The 21,581-nt window shown below is 48.7% G+C and carries 6 protein-coding genes; 1 reads left to right on the forward strand and 5 read right to left on the reverse strand.

Going from position 1 to position 21,581, the window contains the following annotated elements; all coding sequences use genetic code 11:
• The first annotated feature begins 42 nt into the window (after positions 1-42).
• Positions 43-2,589, forward strand: coding sequence for a TonB-dependent receptor plug domain-containing protein (locus tag FS373_RS04975; RefSeq protein WP_144047512.1), 2,547 nt, complete (start codon positions 43-45; stop codon positions 2,587-2,589).
• Between the two features lie 162 nt (positions 2,590-2,751).
• Here FS373_RS04975 and pfaD read toward each other — a convergent pair whose 3' ends face one another.
• The 5 genes from pfaD to FS373_RS05000 all read right to left on the reverse strand — a co-directional run bounded on the left by pfaD (position 2,752) and on the right by FS373_RS05000 (position 21,416).
• Entirely contained in the window at positions 2,752-4,380 is a 1,629-nt protein-coding gene (pfaD, locus tag FS373_RS04980) for an eicosapentaenoate synthase subunit PfaD (RefSeq protein WP_144047511.1), read from the reverse strand.
• Between the two features lie 152 nt (positions 4,381-4,532).
• Positions 4,533-10,343 (reverse strand): beta-ketoacyl synthase N-terminal-like domain-containing protein, encoded by a 5,811-nt coding sequence (locus tag FS373_RS04985; protein ID WP_152828869.1) that lies wholly within the window; start codon positions 10,341-10,343, stop codon positions 4,533-4,535.
• Positions 10,343-12,613, reverse strand: coding sequence for a PfaB family protein (locus tag FS373_RS04990; protein ID WP_322619447.1), 2,271 nt, complete (start codon positions 12,611-12,613; stop codon positions 10,343-10,345). Before FS373_RS04990 ends, FS373_RS04985 begins: the two co-directional genes overlap by 1 nt.
• Positions 12,613-20,556 (reverse strand): type I polyketide synthase, encoded by a 7,944-nt coding sequence (locus FS373_RS04995; RefSeq protein ID WP_144047508.1) that lies wholly within the window; start codon positions 20,554-20,556, stop codon positions 12,613-12,615. The genes FS373_RS04990 and FS373_RS04995 overlap by 1 nt, the downstream gene beginning before the upstream one ends.
• Complete coding sequence (locus tag FS373_RS05000; RefSeq protein ID WP_185976868.1) at positions 20,556-21,416, reverse strand: transcriptional regulator; 861 nt, start codon at positions 21,414-21,416, stop codon at positions 20,556-20,558. Before FS373_RS05000 ends, FS373_RS04995 begins: the two co-directional genes overlap by 1 nt.
• Between the last annotated feature and the right edge of the window lie 165 nt (positions 21,417-21,581).

Raw genomic sequence — 21,581 nt, forward strand, 5'->3', positions numbered from 1 at the left:
CTGAACGGCGGCAGAGACCTTATAATAAAAAATGGAAGTAGTATGAAAAACACAAGACTTCAACCAAATGGTTTTGCGCTAGCCATTACTTTAGCTTTAATGAGTAGCAACCTTTACGCTGAAACAGCCGAAGTGGAACAATTAGATGCGAAAGTAGAAAAAATATCTGTGCTTGGTAGCCGGGTATCGAGTCGTACGGCTACCGAGTCAGCTGTTCCTGTCGACATTATTAGTGCAGAAAGCCTTAGCCGCGGTGGGTTTACCGAGTTAGGTCAGAGCCTGCAGGCGAGTGTCCCCTCATTCAATTTCAGTCGAACTCAGGTCTCCGATGGCTCAGATCTTTTTCGCCCTGCGACATTACGGGGGCTTCAGCCTGATCAAACCTTAGTGTTAATCAATGGTAAGCGTCGCCATAATCAGGCTATTTTTGGCCTTAACGGTACCGTTGGAGCTGGCGCTGCGGGTACCGATATGAATGCTATTCCGCTTATCGCCCTTAAAGATGTGCAGGTACTGCGTGATGGCGCCGCGGCGCAATATGGTTCAGATGCCATAGCCGGAGTGATAAATCTATCACTCAAGGACACCACAGGTGAGACATCAGGTTACTTGCAAGGCGGCACAACGGGGGAAGGCGATGGTGATAACTATTCTGTTGGACTCAATACCGGTTTTGATCTTGGTGATGACGGCGGTTTTATCAACTTGTCTCTAGAGTACCGAGATGACGATGGCACTAACCGCGCCCAACCCGATATAGGTGGCTCACCCACTATAGCTCCAGGCACTCTGTCCGATGAAGTTCGCTGGGGTCAAGGTAATGCAGCCTCTGAATTTCAGTCGGTTTTCTATAATGCCATGATGCCTGTGGGTGAGGTGGAACTATACTCTTTTGGTGGATATTCAAATCGTACAGCCTTAGGCAATGGTTTTTGGAGAAACTTCAATGAAGCGTCTAAAAACATAGCTCAAGTGTACCCAGATGGCTTCCTGCCTCGTATCTATAATGAAGCACAGGATATCTCTGTCGCCGCAGGCGTGCGTGGTGATATCAATGATGATTGGCAATTTGATGTCTCTGGTGTTTATGGCCAAAACCGCTATGACTTCGATTCCAGAAATAGTATCAATGCGTCATATGCTGCCGAATACCTTTATAATAATCCTGATGCCAGCGATGCAGATATCGCTGCTAATTCAGGTCCTACATCGGGTTATTCCGGTGGTTTCCGTTTCGATCAGACGACATTGAATGCTGACATTAACGGTTTTGTCGATATCGGTTGGGATGAACCTCTCTATGTCGCGTTTGGTACCGAGTACCGTAGCGAAAATTATGAAATTGTTGCGGGTGAACTTGCATCTTATTCCTGTGGTATGTCTAACGCCGATAGCGCTTTTCCATCGGTTATGGATCCTGATGTGTTCGCAGGTTGTGGTTTTCAGGCATATCCGGGCTTGAGACCCGACGCAGCAGGTAAGGCCGATCGTAATAGCTATGCCTTCTATCTTGACCTTGAGACTCAATTAACGGATGTGTGGTCTTTGGGAACGGCGGCTCGGTTCGAAGACTTCTCCGATGCGGGTAGTGATCTGGTGTGGAAAGTATCATCTCGCTATGAAGTCACCGATGACTTTGCTCTACGCGGCGCAGTTTCTACCGGTTTTAGAGCGCCGTCTCTGCAGCAAAGTGCTTATACCGCTTATACGACTAACTTAGGTCCAGGGGGAGTGCTTTCTGATTCATTCACGGCTACAGCAGGTTCAGCTTTCCCGTCGGCATTAGGTGTTGAGAGCTTAGACCTTGAAACCTCCGAAAACTTGAGTCTTGGTTTTGTCTTTAATGCGACGGAAGAGATCTCGGTCACCTTAGATGCTTATAAGGTTAAGATTAAAGATAGAATAACCTTGGGTAGTCTACTTACTGCCGAAGATGTGGCCTTTAGTCCTGAAGCTGTAGCGGCATTAAATGCTACCGGGGCTGATCAGGCTAACTACTTCTCTAATTCGGTAAATTCGACGACTCAAGGCTTAGATTTGATTGTGACCTATGGTACCCAAATGTTTGCGGGTGACTTTAATGCTACGTTGGCGGGTAACCTCAATGAAACTGAGATAGACAGTGTTAATGCGGCAGAAGGCATTCCTGAAGATGTGGCACTCGACGATCTACAGCGCAGTTTCTTGACCGATGGTCAGCCTAAAGAGCGTGCGACCTTAACTTTCGACTACAGTAAAAATGATTGGCGCGGAATGATCAGAGCTAACTACTTCGGAGAAACCAACGTCACCTATTTTGGTAACGATCATATAGGCTTACCCGATGAGTTATCGCCAACGGGTTCATTTTTGCCTACCAGCATAGTGGAAGCTGCCGTTTTGGTCGATATCAATATTGAATACCAGTTTACTGAGTCACTGAGCTTCTCTGCGGGTATCAATAATATCTTCGATGTTACTCCGGACGAGTTAGGGGCCAATGAATCACTCGATTTTATTACTAATCAAGCATTCAAGTATCCGGTTCGTGCATTGCCATATGGTTTCGACGGAACTACCTATACGGCAAAAGTTAACTTTAACTTCTAACGTTAACTTCCTAATACCAATTGGCATTAGTCTGTATAACTAAAAAAGCCATCGGCATCTATAGATGCTCGATGGCTTTTGATTTTCAGTTGTGAACTTAAAGCTTACAACTCACAACAGCTTTTCCTCGAAGCTTGCTATTCTTTCAGCTCTAGGCTGCCCTTAAGCCATTCTCTGTGTCGGCTTCCAGCGCAGTAACTGAGTCGGTAACTTAACCCCTTGTGAGGTCAGGTTGTTTACTCGGTTAAGGTAAGCTGCGCCATACATTAGGTGTTTGGCCACATCGACGGCGTTACGGTCCTGGTAGTTATCTAAGTAACTGCCTTTAGCCCACTGGTTGAATGCGCCCAATGCTGGACCTGCCCAGATTTGATAATCCATCTCACGGCCCACTTCGCCCGAGTTTGACCAGCGGCTGGAAAGCCCCAAGTACCAGCGGAAGATAAGGGCCATCTTACGCTTAGGATTCCCCTCGGCGCGCTCGATCTGCTTAGGATCACGTTCATTAAAATGCGCCACTGTGCCGGCCCAGATCTCATCAAGAGATGAGCGGAACACTTGCTTCTCTAACTTCTCACGCTCAGCAGTCGGAATCGCTTCGATAGAGTCGTAACGTGTGTAGAGTTCGTAGAGCTTGTTGGCTCGCATAGGGAAAAGCGTACCACGCTTAACTACCTGCAGCTTGACGCCCATCTCGAACATATCGGCAGCGGGTGCCATGGTCACATCGGCCATCTCAGTGTTCGCCAGCAGCTTGCGAGTGTGCTCACTGGCTCCGGCTTCGACGCAGGCTTGGTTTACCGAGCCTGTGACTATATAGGCGGCGCCCATGTTGAAGGTCGCTAAAGCTGCGTCAGGTGTGCCCACACCGCCGCCACAACCGACGCGGATCGGCGTGTCGTATTGATACTTGGTTTGAATTTCTTCTTTCAATGCCAAAATGGTCGGCAGCAGAGTCACTAATGGACGGTTATCTGTGTGTCCGCCAGAATCCGCTTCGGCCGTGATGTCATCGCTCATAGGAACAAGTTGCGCCAGTTCCATCTGCTCAGGCGTAATCGAGCCGTCATCGACCAATTTTTGTAGCATCTTGACCGGGGCTGGCATCATGAACTTCTCAGCCACTTCGGTGCGGCTGACTTTAGCGATAACTTTATTGGCGATAACAATATTGCCATGGCTATCACGGCTAAGCCCAGCTGCGCGGTAGTAGACGATTTGAGGTGTGAGTCCCAAAAATGCTGAGGCTTCTACGGTGCGAACCTTATGCTTGATAAATAGCTCGACGCTGCCACGCTCTAATGCTGGCTCACTCGGGCTATGAATAAGGTTAAACATGTAAGGGCCGTTCGGTAGGGCGGCTTGGATACGGTTTATTGCGGTTTCTACGCGGCTTGGAATAAGACCCGCAGCACCGAATGAGCATAAGATGCCTGCTCTTCCCAGGGCGATAACTAGCTCTTCAGATGAGATGCCGTTGGCCATAGCGCCTGCATAGTAAGCGTATTTTACACCGTGTACGCGGCGGAAGTTACTGTCGCCCAGGCTTTCTGTGCCTAAAGCCGGTGCAAATGCGCTGACAGGGTGTGCATTGCTATTTGCGCCTTGTTCTGAGGCTAAGGCCGCATCCTGTGCGATGCCGACACCTTTCTCACTGTGGTTAACGACATAACAGCCGCGGCTGAAATCTTTCAGTTGTCGCTCCATGGTATTGACATCGAAACTGATATTGGCATCGGTAACCGACCAAGGCCAAGGAGAAAGCTTTTCATTGGTTGTAATAGGATTCATTCTTGACCCTTAAAGTAATTCTTTTAGTTCAATGTGAAGCAGTTTAGCTGTGTCTCTTTCACATTCATTAATCTTTAATTCTTGTGCTGTTAAGCCGTTAATGACTAAAGCGCTCTTCTTTAGCCATTAACTTAGTCTTAAAAACGGTGTTTTTAAGACTCTTCGATACAGATGGCAATATCAAACACTTGGTAAATACGCAGACCATCTTTACTCAGGCTGGCGTCACCTGTGATGATTTTCTTACCATCGACATCTTTAATCGAGGTGATGCTGACATCCATAGACATCTGCTTGTTCAGTGGATTGATCTGTCCACGGTACTTCCACTTGATGTCTGACAAGATCTGACCGAACTTAGGGTTTTTAAATCCAGCGCCCAAATCTTTAGTGATGGCGTAAGTCTGCATGGTTTCTATGATAGCTTCAACACCAAGAGAACCCGGCATAACAGGATCCTGATGGAAGTGGAACTGGAAGAACCAGTCACTCGGATCGATTGTGCGCTCGGCATAAAGATAACCAAGACCTTCGGTGCCGCCGTTATCGACTATCTCGACCTTATCGATAAAGTTAAGCTGTCCACCGGCTAAGCGGTAGTGTGGCTGATCTTGTGGTGCGTTAAAGTGACGGCTGCTCTTGTCGAGTAAGTTTACCGTATAATCTGCTGCTATGCCTTTAGCCACATGCCATGGCTGAGTGACCTTACCATTGTCCAGACCTAACTGGTCTTTGAGGGCGTCGCCCTTGAAGTAACCAAATACCGCCTTACCTTCGTAGAAAGGTACGCCATCAGTGCTCAGCTCGAAGCTGAAGCTCTGGATGATGTTGGTGCCGGCCATCACAGTAGACAGCAGACGAGAGTCGTTACGAATTGTCTTACCGCGTAGGTCGATATTTCTTAGCATCTTGCCGTTACCGTCTAAGTTACGGAAGAAAAGCTCTAAGCCTGGGAAGCCAAGTGTGGTGCCCATGTAGCCCGAGATAAAGCCATTTGGCTGCAAGGATATTTCCATCAATATCGAGTACGGCATGGTGGCTTCATGGCTGTTCTTATCAAAATACCAGGCATCACTTGGGACTTCGTATTCGGCGATACAAGATGAAGGCTTCTTAAATTCACCGCGCTTACCGTTGACTTCAATCACGCGTGTCGTCACCTGCAGATCGCCACAAGGTGTGCGTGGTGGGATCATACCGCGATAGATGGAGAACTCGGGGCCGAAACAGTTTTCTATGTTACCGGTAGCAAACTCAAACATGTGATATGGGGTAAACGGCACGGTATCAGGCACACGGTTTGGATAATCAGGGGTAACAGGGGCCTCGACATGCTGGATAGGAATAACGCCCTTATTAGGAATCTTAGTCTGATCCGGGATTTGCGCCATCAAGGGGGCGTTAGGGCGAACAATCTTCGCTGTGCTACCAGAAGCATGCTGAGTATTTGTAGCCGTTTCAGTGATCAGGCTAGGGTAACGAACACACTCATCTTCTTCCTTGATCATGACTCCCAAGTTCTTGAAGTCTACAACTGTCTTACCATTAAGAATGATATCGATATTGGCTTTAGCGTAAGGGCGTGGGCTGAAACCGATTTCTATTATTTCCATACGATAAGTCAGCACACCAGATTGTGGCAATACCTGACCGCGACAACGTACCTGCTGTGAGGCATCTGCCAGTGGCTGGAAACGGCCATTCTTGGTTTGGGTGTGCATACCAAGATGCAACATATAGAACTGCAATAATTGACCACAACCTTCAGCCATCAGAGAACCGGCCATCACCTCATCACCCTGGAAGTGACACGGGAAGTACCAATGATTTGGCTCTAGTTGCTTATGACCTTCGATGAGACCTAGGCCCCAGGCGCCGCCTGTGCGTTCGACCTTGCTGATCTGTTCGATCATCAGAAATTTTTCTGATGCGAAGCAAAGCGATGCTTGTGTCGGACCTGCATGAGTGGCACCGAAACAACCGGCAATATCAGCATTGAGAAGCTTGTGGATATCGCCATAGTTGAAGCTGGTTTTAGGGCAATCCAGCAGAGGGTTGAAGGTCTGCTTGACGACTAAATTACGTGCCTTTATCTCATCTTCGGTGTGAATCACGCCCTTACCGTCGGCCAGTTCTTCATCGGTGAAGAAGCCTGCGCAGCCACCATCCATCTTGAGGACCATGGTATCGCCAACGAAACACTCGTAAGAGAAGAAGAACAACAGGGTATCGCCGTTACGGGCATAGTTGTTGATCTTAATGTCATAACGCAGGGTATCGCCGCCACGAGGTAAGTCGCTAAGGAAGGTGAGGGTACAATCAAGCAGGCGATAGACACGCTCGCCCTTGTTCTCGAAATCAATGCCTAAGTAGCTAATAAGCATCAAGTCACACTGACCAGACTCTACCGCTACGGCCCAAGGGATCTGACCGTCGACCAAGTAAGGTGCATCAACCGGGATATCATACTCTGTGGTCATAGTGCAGGGTTTATACTGATTCATGGTGGCATCGAGTTTAGTCACCCTAGATACCAGCAGGTAATCTGTGGTTGGTAGACGTACGCGACGAGAATAGCCGTCTATGATGGCGTAATCTGAGCCAAACACCTTAGCGATATCACCCTCGGCATATTCAACCAAGTCGGCATAGTTCCAGATACAAGGTTTAAGTTCAGGTGTCGGCGCTATATAGGGCGCTATGTTAGCGTGATCCGGCGCTAATTCATTCTCTTGTTGTAAAGAGCTAGCAGCCGCAGGCGCTTGTGCAGTAACAAATTGTGCTTGTACAGAGGGTGCTTGAGTATGTGTTGAGCCTGTTTGGCCAGTTGCCTGGGCTATCTCTTGGGCAAGCTGCTGTTTCAGAAGAACGTCGGCCACTTTCATGCCAGCTGAACGGCTCTTTAAAAATGCCTGATGAGCTTGCTGTGTGAGCTGCTGGTTTTGCTGGAATGCTGCTAAGTCACCTGCGGAGACGTCAATTGGTGTACTTGGCGTTATTATTACTTTATTTGTCATAGGGGTACCTAATACTGGGGTAGGACTCACAGGTGCTGCTTCGATATGTTGCGATGCTGTTTGCACTCTTGCTTGAGCGGGGCGCGTGACCAATGGCTTGTGCTGCTTAATCACAGATGAAGCACTGCCTTGGGCAAGCTTCATCTGAATTGAGGGTAAACTTGCCAGTGGTGTATCGACGATATGTTGATAGATATCGCGGCCACCTAAGGTCACTTGCTTGAGCAATTGATGTTTAGCATCGGACTTGAGCTCACTGCTTAAGCGTGATTTAAGCGCATTGTTTTCACTCGCTGTTTGACTTAACAGCAGTTGAGATTGTTGATCTTCATTGATGTTCACCACAAGTGCACTGCCAGCATTACTCTGTTTGGACAGGCTTAGTAGGCCATGAAGCAGGCCTGCCATTCCCGCAGCGGCGAAGCTGTGTCCGATGCGGCTATCTGCGCTGGTGCCAATCGCATTAGGAAATGCACTTAGCGAAGAGACAGATGTTGTAGATGAACTTCCTGGTGCGATATTGGTTTCAACGAGCTTTATGGTGCTAATGTCAACGCTGGCTTGAGTCAATAACTTATCGGTGACAAGATTCGATTCGTTTGCTCTGCCGAAGGCGAGTGCACTAATTTGGCCATAAGAAGTGCTTACATCTGTGCTAGCTGCATCAGGGACAAGTACTATTGCACCGGCACCTTCACCCACATTCCAGCCTGTGTTCGTCGCGGGATCAAAGGCAACAGGTTCAATACTGTTTTTCAGTATCACCTGTTCGAAACTACCTGAAAGGTCAACTGCGGCGATGACGACAGCATCGAGCGCTTCACTGGCCATCATATTTTGCGCGACATCGATACAGCGGCTGACAGATTGCTCTGCGGCTGAGATGGTAAATGCCGGGCCATCGAAGTCCCATAAGGATGCGATACGCGAGGCCATGATGTTGCCGATAAAGCTGGTGTATTGATTGAGCTTAGCCGCATCGAGTACGCTATCCATGGTGATAGCTTCCAGGGCTAGGTATTCATCACCGGTTAAGGTCACCCCGATGGCTGCAAGGCTCTCTTGCAGTTGAGTGTGCAGGTTAACCCGGCCGCGAAACTGGTGCAGTTCTAGCTCGGTTTCCATGGCAACTAACACGGCGACTTTCTGCCCAGGCTTTAACTTGGCATCACGGATAGCTTCATCGGTTACCTTCATCAACATAAGCTGTTGTGAGATCAAACGGTCATCTTCGTTTGGTGGCAGCTTGAAGCGTAGAAAATCTAGCTCGAAGCTGTCGATATAGGCTCCCTTAGGGGCTGCATTAAGACCAAACTCTGCCAGTAGATCAGGGTGTTTATCTAAACCTTTCCAGCGCTGTATCGGTAGCGAAATAAAGCCGTCAGTATCTGATGCAATGGCATTATTGAGCTTATTGATACTGCTCAATGGACCGAAATGAGACGCCATACCGACTATTTTCATCGCTTCAGGATCGGCGGTAATTGGCGTGGGTATCGCGGCGTTTTCATGTTGAATAGAGTAGGATTCCAATAACAGGTGAGCATTACAGCCACCGAAACCGAATACCGATACGCCGGCGTGGCGCAGCTTGTTTCCTGGTTTCACCGGCCAGGATTGTACCTGATTGGGTAGCGTGTTTGCGCTAAACAGACCCTTAGGTGATTCGATGGCATTGCTGATATTGATACTCGGCGGCAATGCTCCCTCTTTCATGGCGAAGATCATCTTCATGACCCCAGGCATGCCAGCAGCAGTGAGCAGGTGGCCCAAGTTAGACTTAGCCGAGCCAATTAGCGGCGCATCGGTGCCGGCAAGCTTGTCTTCGAAGAAGGTCTCCATGGACGTAAGCTCAATCTTGTCACCCAGTGGCGTGCCTGTGGCGTGACACTCGATCACTTCGATATCTTTAGGTTCGATATCACTGGCTGCATAGGCACGTTCAAAGGCTTTAACTTGTCCTTTAGGGTTAGGACTCAGTACAAACTGGCCTTTACCGTCGTTGGACAGGCCGACGCCACTGACGACTGCATAAATTTTATTACCATCACGCTCGGCATCATCTAATCGTTTGAGTACCATGACGCCAGCACCTTCACCGGCGAACAAGCCTTTACTGTCACTGTCAAACGGTGCCGAGAAGCCATGATCCGGATAGGCATGGAAGATGGAGAAGCCCATGTTGATGAAGAAAGGATCGGCGCCAGAAACGGCGCCGGCTAACATCACATCGGCCTTGCCCGCGGTGAGATAATCACACGCGAGTTTTAGCGAATAGACAGAGCTGGCACAGGCGGCATCGAGACTGAGTTGAACAGCGCCTAAACCTAAGGCATCGGCAACGACCTTCGAGGCGTTGTGAGCGATAGCCCCATTGGCATTATCGATAACCGTTTCGCTGCGGACTCTTTGTGTGTGAGCATTGGTTGGGTTGAGCTTAAAGCCCTTGTTGCCAAGTTTATCTTGCAAGGCTTTTTCAACGGCGCTGTGATAGATAGGCAAAAACAGATCATTTGAGCGGGTTGTCGGAAATGACAAGGCGCCCATGATGATCCCCGTGCGCGCTAAAGAGGGACTGTTTAAGGTGATCCCGGCATCGATAAGTGCTTTACGGCTGGTGTCCAGCGCCCAAAGGAAGCTGTTATCCAGGCCCGACAAGCTCTCACTGGGTAGTTGATAACCTGTGGCATCGAAGCTGAAGTTTTCAATGTAGCCACCCTGATTACAATAGAAGCGGTCTGATTGGCCCTGAACACCCTGATAATCTTGGGTGTTAGCCCCTAGTTTCTCATTGGTTAGGATACTGCGAGAGTCTCGCTTATCGAGTAGATTCTGCCAAAACTCCTGTGGGCTTTTAGCATCGGGATAGAGGGTGGCTAGACCCACTATGGCGATTTTTATCTGTTTGCTTGAAGGCTTGTCTCTATTCTTATTCGAGAAGGACATTAAACTTCCCCTTTGAGTAATTTGTGTGCATCGGGCTCACCGGAGACGATGCCATTGTGATTGGTTAAACCCGTAGAGTTCAATTCTCGAATCGCAATCTCTCGGTTGAGTCCATCGATGAGAGGTTGCAGTGATAGCGGCACTCTATGACTGATAAGTTGTCCCAATGCCTTTAGTAGGCTAGTGATGTCATCTCCGCCTTTGGCGTTGACTGGCACTGTGCAGCATGGGTAGCTGCTCGCCTCGGCACCGCAGCTTCTGTCGAGCTTAGCTATCTTGTCGATCAAGGTGCTGTTTTGTCTATCTGCGCCCAGTTCGACAAATAGCTTAGCGCCTTGTCGTTGAGCGCTATGGATTAGCGAGGTAAAGTCCAAGGTATTACAGAAGGTATCGGCGATAGACTGGGCAATCATATTGCTATCAATAGCGCCTGCTTCGTTGACGGCCTTATCGCGCCTGTCACCAGACAGGCTCGCAGCACTGATAAACTTGATATCTTGTGGTAATTCTTCACACAGTGGTTGAGTATAAAACTCAATCACGTTGCCGTGCTCTTCCATCGCAGGTGTCGTGTGCATAGCAGTCACTCGGTTAGCGGCTATGCCACGCTTCTTCAGCTTGCTCAGTAGTTCTCGGCATTGAATTTCACAACCCGCGATCACACAGGTATCTCCCTGAATGATGGCCAGATATGCCCGGGGGAATTCAGGTAGCAGTGCTTTAATCGGTTCGCTAGGGCTACGTACTACGAAGCTGTTCCAGACTATGTCGCTATCTGTGTTGTTCAGTTTCCATGCTTGCCTCACTGCGGTCAGTTGTCCGGATATGGCGGTGGTAAACAAGGGATCCGTTTGGGTCTTGCTTATCAAATCATGGGGATTGTCCCATACGCCAAGACTGGCCCACATAGAGGCTTCACCCATGGAGTAACCTAAGGCAAAGTTTGGGGTGATATTGAACTCTTGCATCAAGAGTTGAGTCAGCAGATAACTGCTGCCTACACCGGCAATAGCCAGATCGCCTAAGGGCATGGCCGGGGCAACTTTAGCGTCTAAGTGATAGATCGCATCGGCTTGCAACATAGACTTGAGATCGCCCTCACGCTCTAGTCGTGAGTAGAGTGTTGGGAAGTATCTGTGAAGCTCGCTAAACATGTCGGCATAAACAGTACCCACTCCAGGATAGACGAAGGCAAGACCCGCTTTTTCAACATTGCCCAATGGCTCCGAAGTGAAGTAACTGCCTGCAGGCGTCTTGTAGCTATGCAGGCCGTCCTCAGCCATTACCGCTGGCAATGCTTCTATCATAGCGTTGAGTTCAAGCTGCATAGCGTCAACTGAGCTTGCTTGGAGTGTGACGGCGTAACGGGTGTTGGTCTGCTCGAACGCGATAAGATTATCTCTCATCACAGTGAGCACAGAATCTGAGTTAGGCTCAGCCAGAAGTTCTGCCTTGAGACGGTTGAGGGCGGTTAATAGCTCAGTTTGAGTATCACCCGATAGTACAAGCTGTAAGCGCTGACTGTCGACAATCGATTTTGGCGCAATAAAACCTGTACCTTGGGTAATAATAAAGCTGGTATTAATCTGTTTGCCTGCCGAAATATTGTTAACTGAATGAGAGAAGTTGACCGCAGTCACTCTTGCCTGATGATTTTGCGTAAACCAGTAGTGACTCTTGGCCTGTTTAGGGCCCAGTGTGACACCCTGGTTTACTTCATCTCTAAATCTAGTTCGAAAAGCAAGTTCGGTGATCAACTGATGAACAGCTGTAAATTTCTGCTGGCTGTTAAGATCATGCAGATTTTCAATCTTACTCACAGTGGCGCTATCGCGTTTGGCCTGAGCCAGTGCAAGCGCCATGGTCTGCTGTACACCGTCATTACCTTGTTGTATCGCCGCGAGCTGCGCATGAGGATGGATTCTCAGCTGCGCCGCCTTGAGCGCAGGCATCATCAACAGGGACTGGCTCGGTGTCGATAATTGAACTAGTTTTCCTTCATCGATAGCTTGAATGCTAGCCTTGAGGTTAGCCTCGAAATCATCGACTTCAATGTTAACAATCTGCTCTAAAGCCTCTTTTTGAGAAACCCCTTCTTTAGAAGATAGCAGTCCTGATTGATAGAGTTCAGGTAGCAGTACCTCGAGTGGATTAGCCGACAGACTATCGCAAGATAGTCTTGTCGACGGCAACACTAAAAGCGCGATGCGTAGTGGCATCGCTACTTTTTGAGGCGCTTGCTGCTGTTGAGCATTAAGCGTCGGATTCACTATTTAGCCTCACTTGCTTTATCAAGAGCCGCTGAAGGCTCCGCCAAGAAGGCATCATTCAGGCTCTTGCTGACGGTGACTTTTGCCCCCTTCATCATAGCGCTGAGTTCGCCATTTTCATGGTAAAGTGCGACATTAGCCTGGAGTGAACGAGAACTGGTTTTAACCACTTCAAGCTCGATAAATCCAGACTCACCAAAGGCCATGGGTTTGTTGGAGATAAACTCACCGATAGCCGATGGCAGACTGGCCGCACCGTACGTGAGTCTCGCCCACACCAGCATGGCTTGTAGAAGCAAGTCTTCGGCGAAGGGTTGGCTGCCGCCAATGTGAGTCGTCGCGACAAAATGACCGCAATCTTTATCACTCACGTTTGGCAAACGGCAACTGGCTAACAGACCCGAATCATTAAACTGCAATATCTTCTCAATGCCCTGTAAACGAGGTCCGTGGAACAGGGTACCGTTACTATAAAGTTCACTCGCAGTCGTTACTGGTTTTTCAGAGCCTAAGTCGAACACTTTAGGCACTGGAGTATCACCTTGAGATGAAACTAAGGTCGCCTTGTATTGCGGACGTCCTTGACAGGTGATCATCGCGCTCATTTGCTTTGGTTGGGCACCTTCTAGTGGCGTCAGTTCAAGTGTTATCTCCTGAACATCATCATTTTCGAAGATGATCCCTTTAAGCAGCTTATAATCGAGCACTTTTACGCGAGAGCCGAGCATTTCGCTTGCCGCTTCGCGCATCCACGCGATTGCGCACACTGTTGGTAGCACTGAATTACCGCTAATGCGGTGGTCTTGAATAAAGACCATAGCATTAGGGTTTAAGGCTCTTGTTAACGTCAGAGGCGTTAAAGAAACAGGTGCTAGCGGGCGCGATGCAAGTTGCACCTCACCCGCATTAAGCTTTTTTACAGAAGAACCTTCTGTAGCAGAGCCTTCAGCGTTTTTTGATTGAGAGCCGTCGCTGCCCTGCATCGAAGTACCAACAAGCAATTGCACACCCGTTTTGCTCAATAGTTGGGTGGCAAATAGCTCGGCGCCAGCCTTGAGAGGGATAACGTACACACCACGGTCGGTAAACATCTTCTTCAGTGCTGGATTCACCATGCCGCCATCCCAAGGGCCCCAGTTAAAGCTCATCACTTTAGCTTGCGGGTTGCGTGCAGTGAACTGCAGTGCCGCCTTGTTGAGGATGTCGTTTGACATGGCGTAGTCGCTCTGACCTGTATTGCCGTAGAAACCTGCAGCCGATGAGAACATGGCAAGCAGTTTCACCTTACTCGAATCCAGTACAGCCAACACAGCCTTCAGACCATTAACCTTAGTGCCGTAAACGCGCCCTAATTCTTCAATGGTCTTGTCTTGAATATGCTTATCGGCAAGTACGCCTGCACCGTGGATAAGACCGGTAATGTCGTTACTTTTTCCTTTAAGCGCCTTGGAGATAGCAGCAGAATCTGTGACATCCATACTGACATACTCGGCACTTGCACCTACTTGGGCAAAAGCCTCAAGCGCTGTGTTTATCTCGATTGAGCTTTTAACTGTCCACACTAAGGATTCGACCTGTTTAGGTGTCGGCTTATTACCCGTAGAGATGATGTAAGCAATGGCAGCAGGTTTAAGTTCGCTGATCTGCTTGTTTTCAGCCCATGTCGGGATAGCAAGTAGCTCACTACGTCCTGCAAGGATAAAGTGAGACTTTGTACGCTTGGCTAAGGCAAGGGCGCATTCGAAGGTCACGCCTTTAGCTCCCCCGGTCACCAGTATTTTATCTGCACTGTTTAGTTCAGGTGCAGCATGTTTACTGCTCGCTACGCCTGCAATTAAGGTCGTACGTGAAACGTTACCTTTAGCGTCGAGTGATAAACCCACTTCTGGCAATTGAGTGACATTATCGAAAAGCTCAGCTGTGACTGCATCAGCAAGATGAGTTGCATCTAAGTTTGCTGCGATATCCAGTGCACGACAAAAGACGGTTGGCCATTCATGGCTGAGTGTCTTGGTTAAACCTGCCAGAGCAGCCTGGTTTAACTCGGCATCTTGCAGAGTTTCTGCGTTTAAGTAACCGAAGCCACCATCGATACGGCTGACGGTGACAAAGCTGCGGCGCTTATCACTTGACGCAGTAAGCTTTGGCTGAAGTAGCTTAGCCCAAAGGAACGCTTGGCTAACATGAGTGAAGCTCTCATCACTTAGGTTAACGGCATCAGTTTTTTTCTTGCTATCAGCTTCAGGCTGCAGGTGAATGAATCCACCAATTTGACCGAGTTGCTGTTCTATTTGAGCAATAACGGCGCTAATACCCGCTTCATCAGTACTCTTTGCCTGGAAGCTTGCGATATCGCTGTTAAGTGGTGATTGAGCATTGCCCTCAGGTAGACGTATAACGGCTACTTTAAGACCTTGCTTTGTCAGTTTCTCTGCTAACACGCCGGCGTTATGACCATCATCGGTGATCACAAGAGTTGCGTCTGCGGCGAAACAGTTTTTAATCGTGTCCGCCGCATTAAGCTTTTTTAGCGTTACCTCGCTGTGAGGTGGAAGCTCAAGTGAGGAGCTGATGGTATTAGCAATAGACTTAACAGCACCAGATACAGCAGCGCCTAGGGCAGCAGCTGTAGATAGCTTAGAGCCTTCAGCAAGTTTGGAATTCATGTAGCTTACGATTTCGCCTAGTGTACGACACTCGGCTAGATCTTCAGGGTTTAACTCAGGCAGGCCAGGCAGTTCGTCTTGTACTGTACCTAAAATCTCAACTCGCTTGATTGAGTCGATACCAAGATCTGCTTCCATATCCATGCTCAGTTCAAGCATCTCAGTTGGGTAGCCAGTCTTGTCGGCAACCACTGACATCATAGTCGCTTGTACTTTCTCTGCGCTTAAACCACTAGCAGCAGACGATACAGTACTAGCAACATCAGCCTCTTGAGAGTTCATAGAGCCATCAGCCGGCAGTTTACTGCCCATATAAGTAACGATTTCACCTAAAGTTCTACATTCGGCAAGGTCTTCAGGATTTAGCTCAGGCAGACCCGGTAGCTCATCTTGAACAGTACCTAGAATTTCAACGCGCTTGATAGAGTCGATACCTAAATCGGCTTCCATATCCATGCTCAGTTCAAGCATCTCAGTTGGGTAGCCAGTCTTGTCGGCAACCACTGACATCATAGTCGCTTGAACTTTCTCTGCACTAAGACCTGTAGAGAGTGAGCCCTCAGCGGCTTGTGAAGGTAAAGAGCCTACGGCGCTTGTTGCTTGAGTAGTTGAACTTCCTGAAGGAAGTTTACTATTCATGTAGGTTACGATTTCGCCCAATGTGCGACACTCGGCTAGATCTTCAGGATTAAGCTCAGGCAGACCCGGTAGCTCGTCTTGAACTGTACCTAGAATTTCGACGCGCTTGATAGAGTCGATACCTAAGTCGGCTTCCATATCCATGCTCAGTTCAAGCATTTCAGTTGGGTAGCCAGTCTTGTCAGCAACCACTGACATCATAGTGGCTTGTACTTTCTCTGCACTAAGACCATTCGTTGCTGGAGCTGAACTTATTTGAGCAGCAGGCGCCGCGGCGGTACTTGTATTAGTCCCTGCAGCTGGCAACTTAGAGTTCATATAAGCAACGATTTCGCCCAATGTGCGACATTCGGCAAGGTCTTCAGGATTTAGTTCAGGAAGACCCGGTAGCTCGTCTTGAACCGTGCCCAGTATTTCGACACGCTTGATAGAGTCGATACCTAAATCGGCTTCCATATCCATCTCAAGCTCTAACATCTCAGTTGGGTAGCCAGTCTTCTCTGCTACGACAGACATCATAGTGGCTTGTACTTTCTCTGCACTAAGACCTGTAGAGAGTGAGCCCTCAGCGGCTTGTGAAAGAGCTGCAGCGGCACTTGTATTAGCAGAGCCAGCGGCGCTTGTGCTTGTTGCTGTAGAGTTTCCAGCAGGTAGCTTAGAGTTCATATACGCTACGATTTCACCCAATGTACGACACTCGGCTAGATCTTCAGGGTTAAGCTCTGGCAGACCTGGAAGTTCATCTTGTACTGTGCCCAGTATTTCGACACGCTTGATAGAGTCGATGCCTAAATCGGCTTCCATATCCATCTCAAGCTCTAACATCTCAGTTGGGTAACCAGTCTTCTCGGCAACCACTTCAAGCATGGTTGCTTGAACCTTCTCTGCAGAGAGTGAGCCCTCAGCGGCACTAGCATTAGTCGGAGCCATTGGTGTCACTACTGACGGTACTGGAGCAGCCTGATGGCTAACGGTCTGTACAGGCTTAGGTGCTTGTACTGCTGCAGGTTTTACTTCGGCTTTAGCAATAGGCGCTACTACTGGTGCTGCAACCTGAACTGGCGCTACTATAGGCGCAATTACAGCTTGAACAGGAGCAAGAGTTTTAACTGGTTGGGCTGTTGCTTGTGTAGAGAGCGCTGCCGGCGTGCCGTTAAGCATATTTAGTGCTGCAGTGTTGCTGCCTGTTTGCATCTCAAGGAATTGAGTATGGCTTTGCAGAGTTTGCGACTGAAGCTGGTGGAACTGCTCCATAGAGCGTTGTAGGCTCTCTGGGAGCGCAATACCTGCGCCAGCTAGTTTAGTTTGCTCTGTCATCAAGGTGGTGAAGGTCTCACCGTATTGCTGGGGGATCTCCAGGAACTGTTGATGAAGCTCTGCAGCTTGCTGCTGGGCTGCAAAGAAGTGAGTTAACGCATCGCCGCTAACGCTAAGAGCCGCTGAAGGCTCACTATTTACAGTTGTTGGCGTGCCTACAACTTGATTACTAGACATTTGGTTATTAGACACGGGTACTGCAATCTCCACAATTTTTTCTACTTCCACAATTTTTTCAACGACCTTTTCTACTTCAACTATTTTCTCGACGATTTTTTCTTCAACAATCGTCGTGCTAGTCACAGTGCCAGTCTCTAATGACTTCGCCATCTTGGCGCGTGTTGCCTTGCTGATATGGTTGACTGCATTAAGAGATATGCTCATTGGAGACTTCTTCTCTGGTGCTGCAATCTCAGCCTGGTACGGATCGATATTGTCGAGCTTGATGCCTGCAACGGCCATCTGAACCGCGGCTTGCTTAAGCTGAAGATCGCTATCACCTTTAGGGCTTGGGTTGATAGAGATAGTGCTAATGACATTCTTGTCATTAAGCGCCTTATCAGCAAGGGTGCCCTGTACCAGCTTCTGCAGAATGTTCTTTGGACCGAACTCAACAAATATACGGGCGCCTGCGTTATACATGGCTTCAAGTTCCGCAGTAAAGTGTACCGATTGCAGCATATGCTTCTTGAACGAGGCCTTAATCTTTGCGGCGGTATTGTCATAAAGCTCACCCGTCGCGTTTGAATACAGCGCACGTTTTGGCTTACTGAACTTGGCAGCATCAATCGCTTTAGCAAATGGTGCTTGAGCGTGACCAACGAGCTCAGTGTGGAATGCGCCAGATACAGGCAGGTTTATCGCCTTATATCCAAGCTCACTAAGTGCTTTGGCCGCTTCACCGGTAGAAACAGTAGGACCAGCAATGACTGATTGAGTCGGTGCATTGTAGTTAGCGACTTTAACCCCATCGAACTTAGCGATAGTCGCTTCAAGTGTTGCTAAGTCTTCAGCAGACTTAGTGCCCTTTCCTTGGTGAAGAATAGCGAACATAGCGCCAGTGTCAGCTTCTACGCCGTCTTTGGCCGGGGCTTTAGTGGCCATGGCATCACCACGGGCAAATGCGAGCTGGTAGTAATCTTCACTGGAGATAACACCAGCTGCGCACAGAGCACTTAGTTCACCGAAGCTGTGTCCTGCAACCATGTCGGCATTGAAACCAGCGGCGGTGAATAGCTCATACTGACCCATAGAGATGGCGCCGATGGCACTTTGTGCGTTGGCGGTGTTGGTCAGTATCGCTTCTTGGGCTTTCAGGTCGTCTTTATTAAACACAGGCCTTGGATAAAGTGTCTGTGAAAGCGGCGTTTTGTCATTGGCGGCAAAGACTTTATCGGCGGTCACTAATTGCTGACGCATCTCAGGGTAGTAACAGGCAAGGTCGCGACCCATATTAAGATACTGAGAACCTTGGCCGGCGAATAGCGCGGCGACTTTCCCCTCAACACTCGATGCACGGTAGCTGGTGCCACCAGGTAACTGCCAAGTGCTATCATTACTGCCGGCTAGCTTAGCGACTGCTTGCTTGATCTGTGTTGCCAGTTCATCGCTTGTGTTAGCCACTAAACCAATACGAGGTGCGTTAGCATCAAGCTCACGCAGTGCATAGTTCGCAGCAGCTGTGGCTAGGATGAACCCATCTGTTGTCGCAGTTATAGCCAAGCTGTTTAGCTCACTAATAAGCGCATCTTTTGTCGCTGCACTAATAAGGAAGCTCTGAGCCACCTGACGTTGACGATACTTAGCTTTCTCTCCGTCATCTCGGCTGTGCTCTTTAGTGTATTCTTCCAACACGAAGTGGAAGTTTGTGCCACCAAAACCAAATGAGCTGATACCCGCGCGGCGCGGCGTGCCATCTGCGCGTGGTAGCCAAGGACGTGTCTCGGTATTGAGATAAAATGGTGAGTTCTCAATTTCAAGCTTAGGACTAGGCTCACTGATGTTGATAGTGGCAGGAAGTACCTTATGATGCAGCGCAAGAGATGCCTTGATTAGGCCGGCAGTACCTGCGGTCGATTTAGTATGACCTATTTGAGATTTCACCGAGCCTAGGGCGATATGTTGCTTAGTATCGTTGCCTTGGCTGAATACCGAGCACAGGCCGGCAAATTCAGCGGCGTCACCGGCGGCGGTACCAGTACCATGAGCCTCGATAAGGCCTAGAGTGTGAGGTGCAAAACCTGCGTCGTCATAGGCGCGGTGGAGAGCTTTTGCTTGACCTTCTGGGCGCGGTGCATAGATAGACTTAAATTTACCGTCCGATGATGAGCCTATGCCTCTAATCACTGAGTAGATTCGGTCACCATCACGCTCGGCATCTTCGAGACGCTTAAGCGCTATCATGCCGATACCTTCACCTATCATCATGCCTTTCGAGTCGATATCGAAAGGTTGAATGGTTTCGTTGGTGGTAAATGCAGGAGTCTTGGAGAAACTCATGTACATAGAAGGTGAGTTATCGGTACACACACCACCTGTGATCATCATCTCTGAGCGACCATCGACTAGTTCACTGACGGCCATACGCATAGCGGCTAACGAGCCAGCACAAGCGGCGTCGACCACACAGTTCATGCCACCTAAGTCGAAACGGTTGGCGATACGACCCGAGATAACGTTACCCAGTGAGCCAGGGAATGAGTTCTCTTCCCAGTGTACGTACTGGTCCTGAAATTTCTTGATCAGCATTTCGCTGTCAGTGTCACTGATGCCGCTATTTTTGAATACTTTCTTGAGTACAGGATACTGAAGACGGGCCGTTAAGCTGTGGCTGATCTTCTGTCCGCCACCCACACCCAGTGTGATACCAATCTTATCTCTGTCATAACTTTCAGGAAGGTTTGCATCGGCTAACACTTCTTTAGCCACGATCAAAGAGAGCAGCTGCGATGTATCGGTTAACTCCAGGATATTTGGCGGCAGGCCAAATTCCATTGGGTTGAAGTCGACATCTGGCAGGAAGCCACCACGCTTACAGTAACTCTTGTCAGGCGTACTCTTATTGGCATCGTAATAATCTTCGGGTTGCCAATGAGTCGATGGCAATTCGGTGATTGCATCGATTTTTTCACTGATTAAGTCCCAGAATTTATTCAGGTAACGAGAGTTAGCAAAGATACTTGCCATGCCTACGATGGCGATGGGCATATCTTTAAGACGTTTGTTTAGACGCTTATCGGCTGTCGAGTCTTGTACTGACTCTGGTGCTGATTTTTTATCACTCGCTAAAGGCTTCTTTGAAGGTTTAGAGGTCTGGCTCATTATGAGTCTCCACTGGGTGCCTGATTCTCAGGCGTCTTGTTGTTAGTTTCAACGTTTTGTGTGACATGCCCATGACTGAGTCTGGCACCTGGAAAACGCTGCAAAAAGGTGTGGTAGTTGCGAACAAGCAACTTACGCAGATGAAACGGCCCATGCTTTAACACATAAGCTATGTATCGGTTGGTGGCGTGGGTATTGCCATCTTGGTAAATATCTAAGTACAACCAGTCACTGCTTGTGTCTATGCCGAGCAGTATCGAACTGGGTTCCTCGTTGGTTAGTTGTGGCGGTATGGTCAGTGACACAACCTGAACCACGCTGGTTTGATCGTCATCGGCTATGGTCTTGGCCAAAGTATCCGGGTGTAAGGTGTAGGTTTCGAGGTTACTTCCCTGAATGACTGGTAGCTGATTGAAATAACGCTCAGGAACCAAAGGACTTTCGATACTGCCTACCTTTGAGACCCCATATCGCTTCAGGCAACGGGCTAATCCAGAACGTGACACATTGGGATTGATAAACTTCTGGGTGATCTTGAGGAGTTTGTCCAGAGGTGTCTTAAGCTGGTACCTGAGACCGACCACGACATATTCCTGCAATGGAGTGAGTGTGGTGTTGAGATGATGCGGTGTATTTGGGGTGTTTTCGACAGAGTCGCGCTTGCGCCACTTACGTACGGTGGCTTCGCTGATGTTCAGCACTTTGGCAAGTTGAGTCACAGAAAAGTCAGAACCTTGTATGAATCGTCTCATCTCTGGCGTCGTTGTGGCATTACGGTGTCGTGCTTCTGTTGCACTTTGCGTACGCTTATTCGGATTAATTTCTTCCTGGAGAAGAATTTTTTTGGCTTGCTTTACCATTAAATTAGCGGGTTTCCGTTAATAATCTATTGGGACTAGTGCGACTTTTTGACCGAGGTTACCTGCAGGATTTCCCGATTCGTCGCGTTTTTTAAAGCAATTTCTAGCTGATGGGCAGCAGATTACATGACCTTAGGGAGCAATACAATCACCTGGGACTTAATA

Source organism: Shewanella sp. YLB-07 (genome assembly GCF_009377275.1).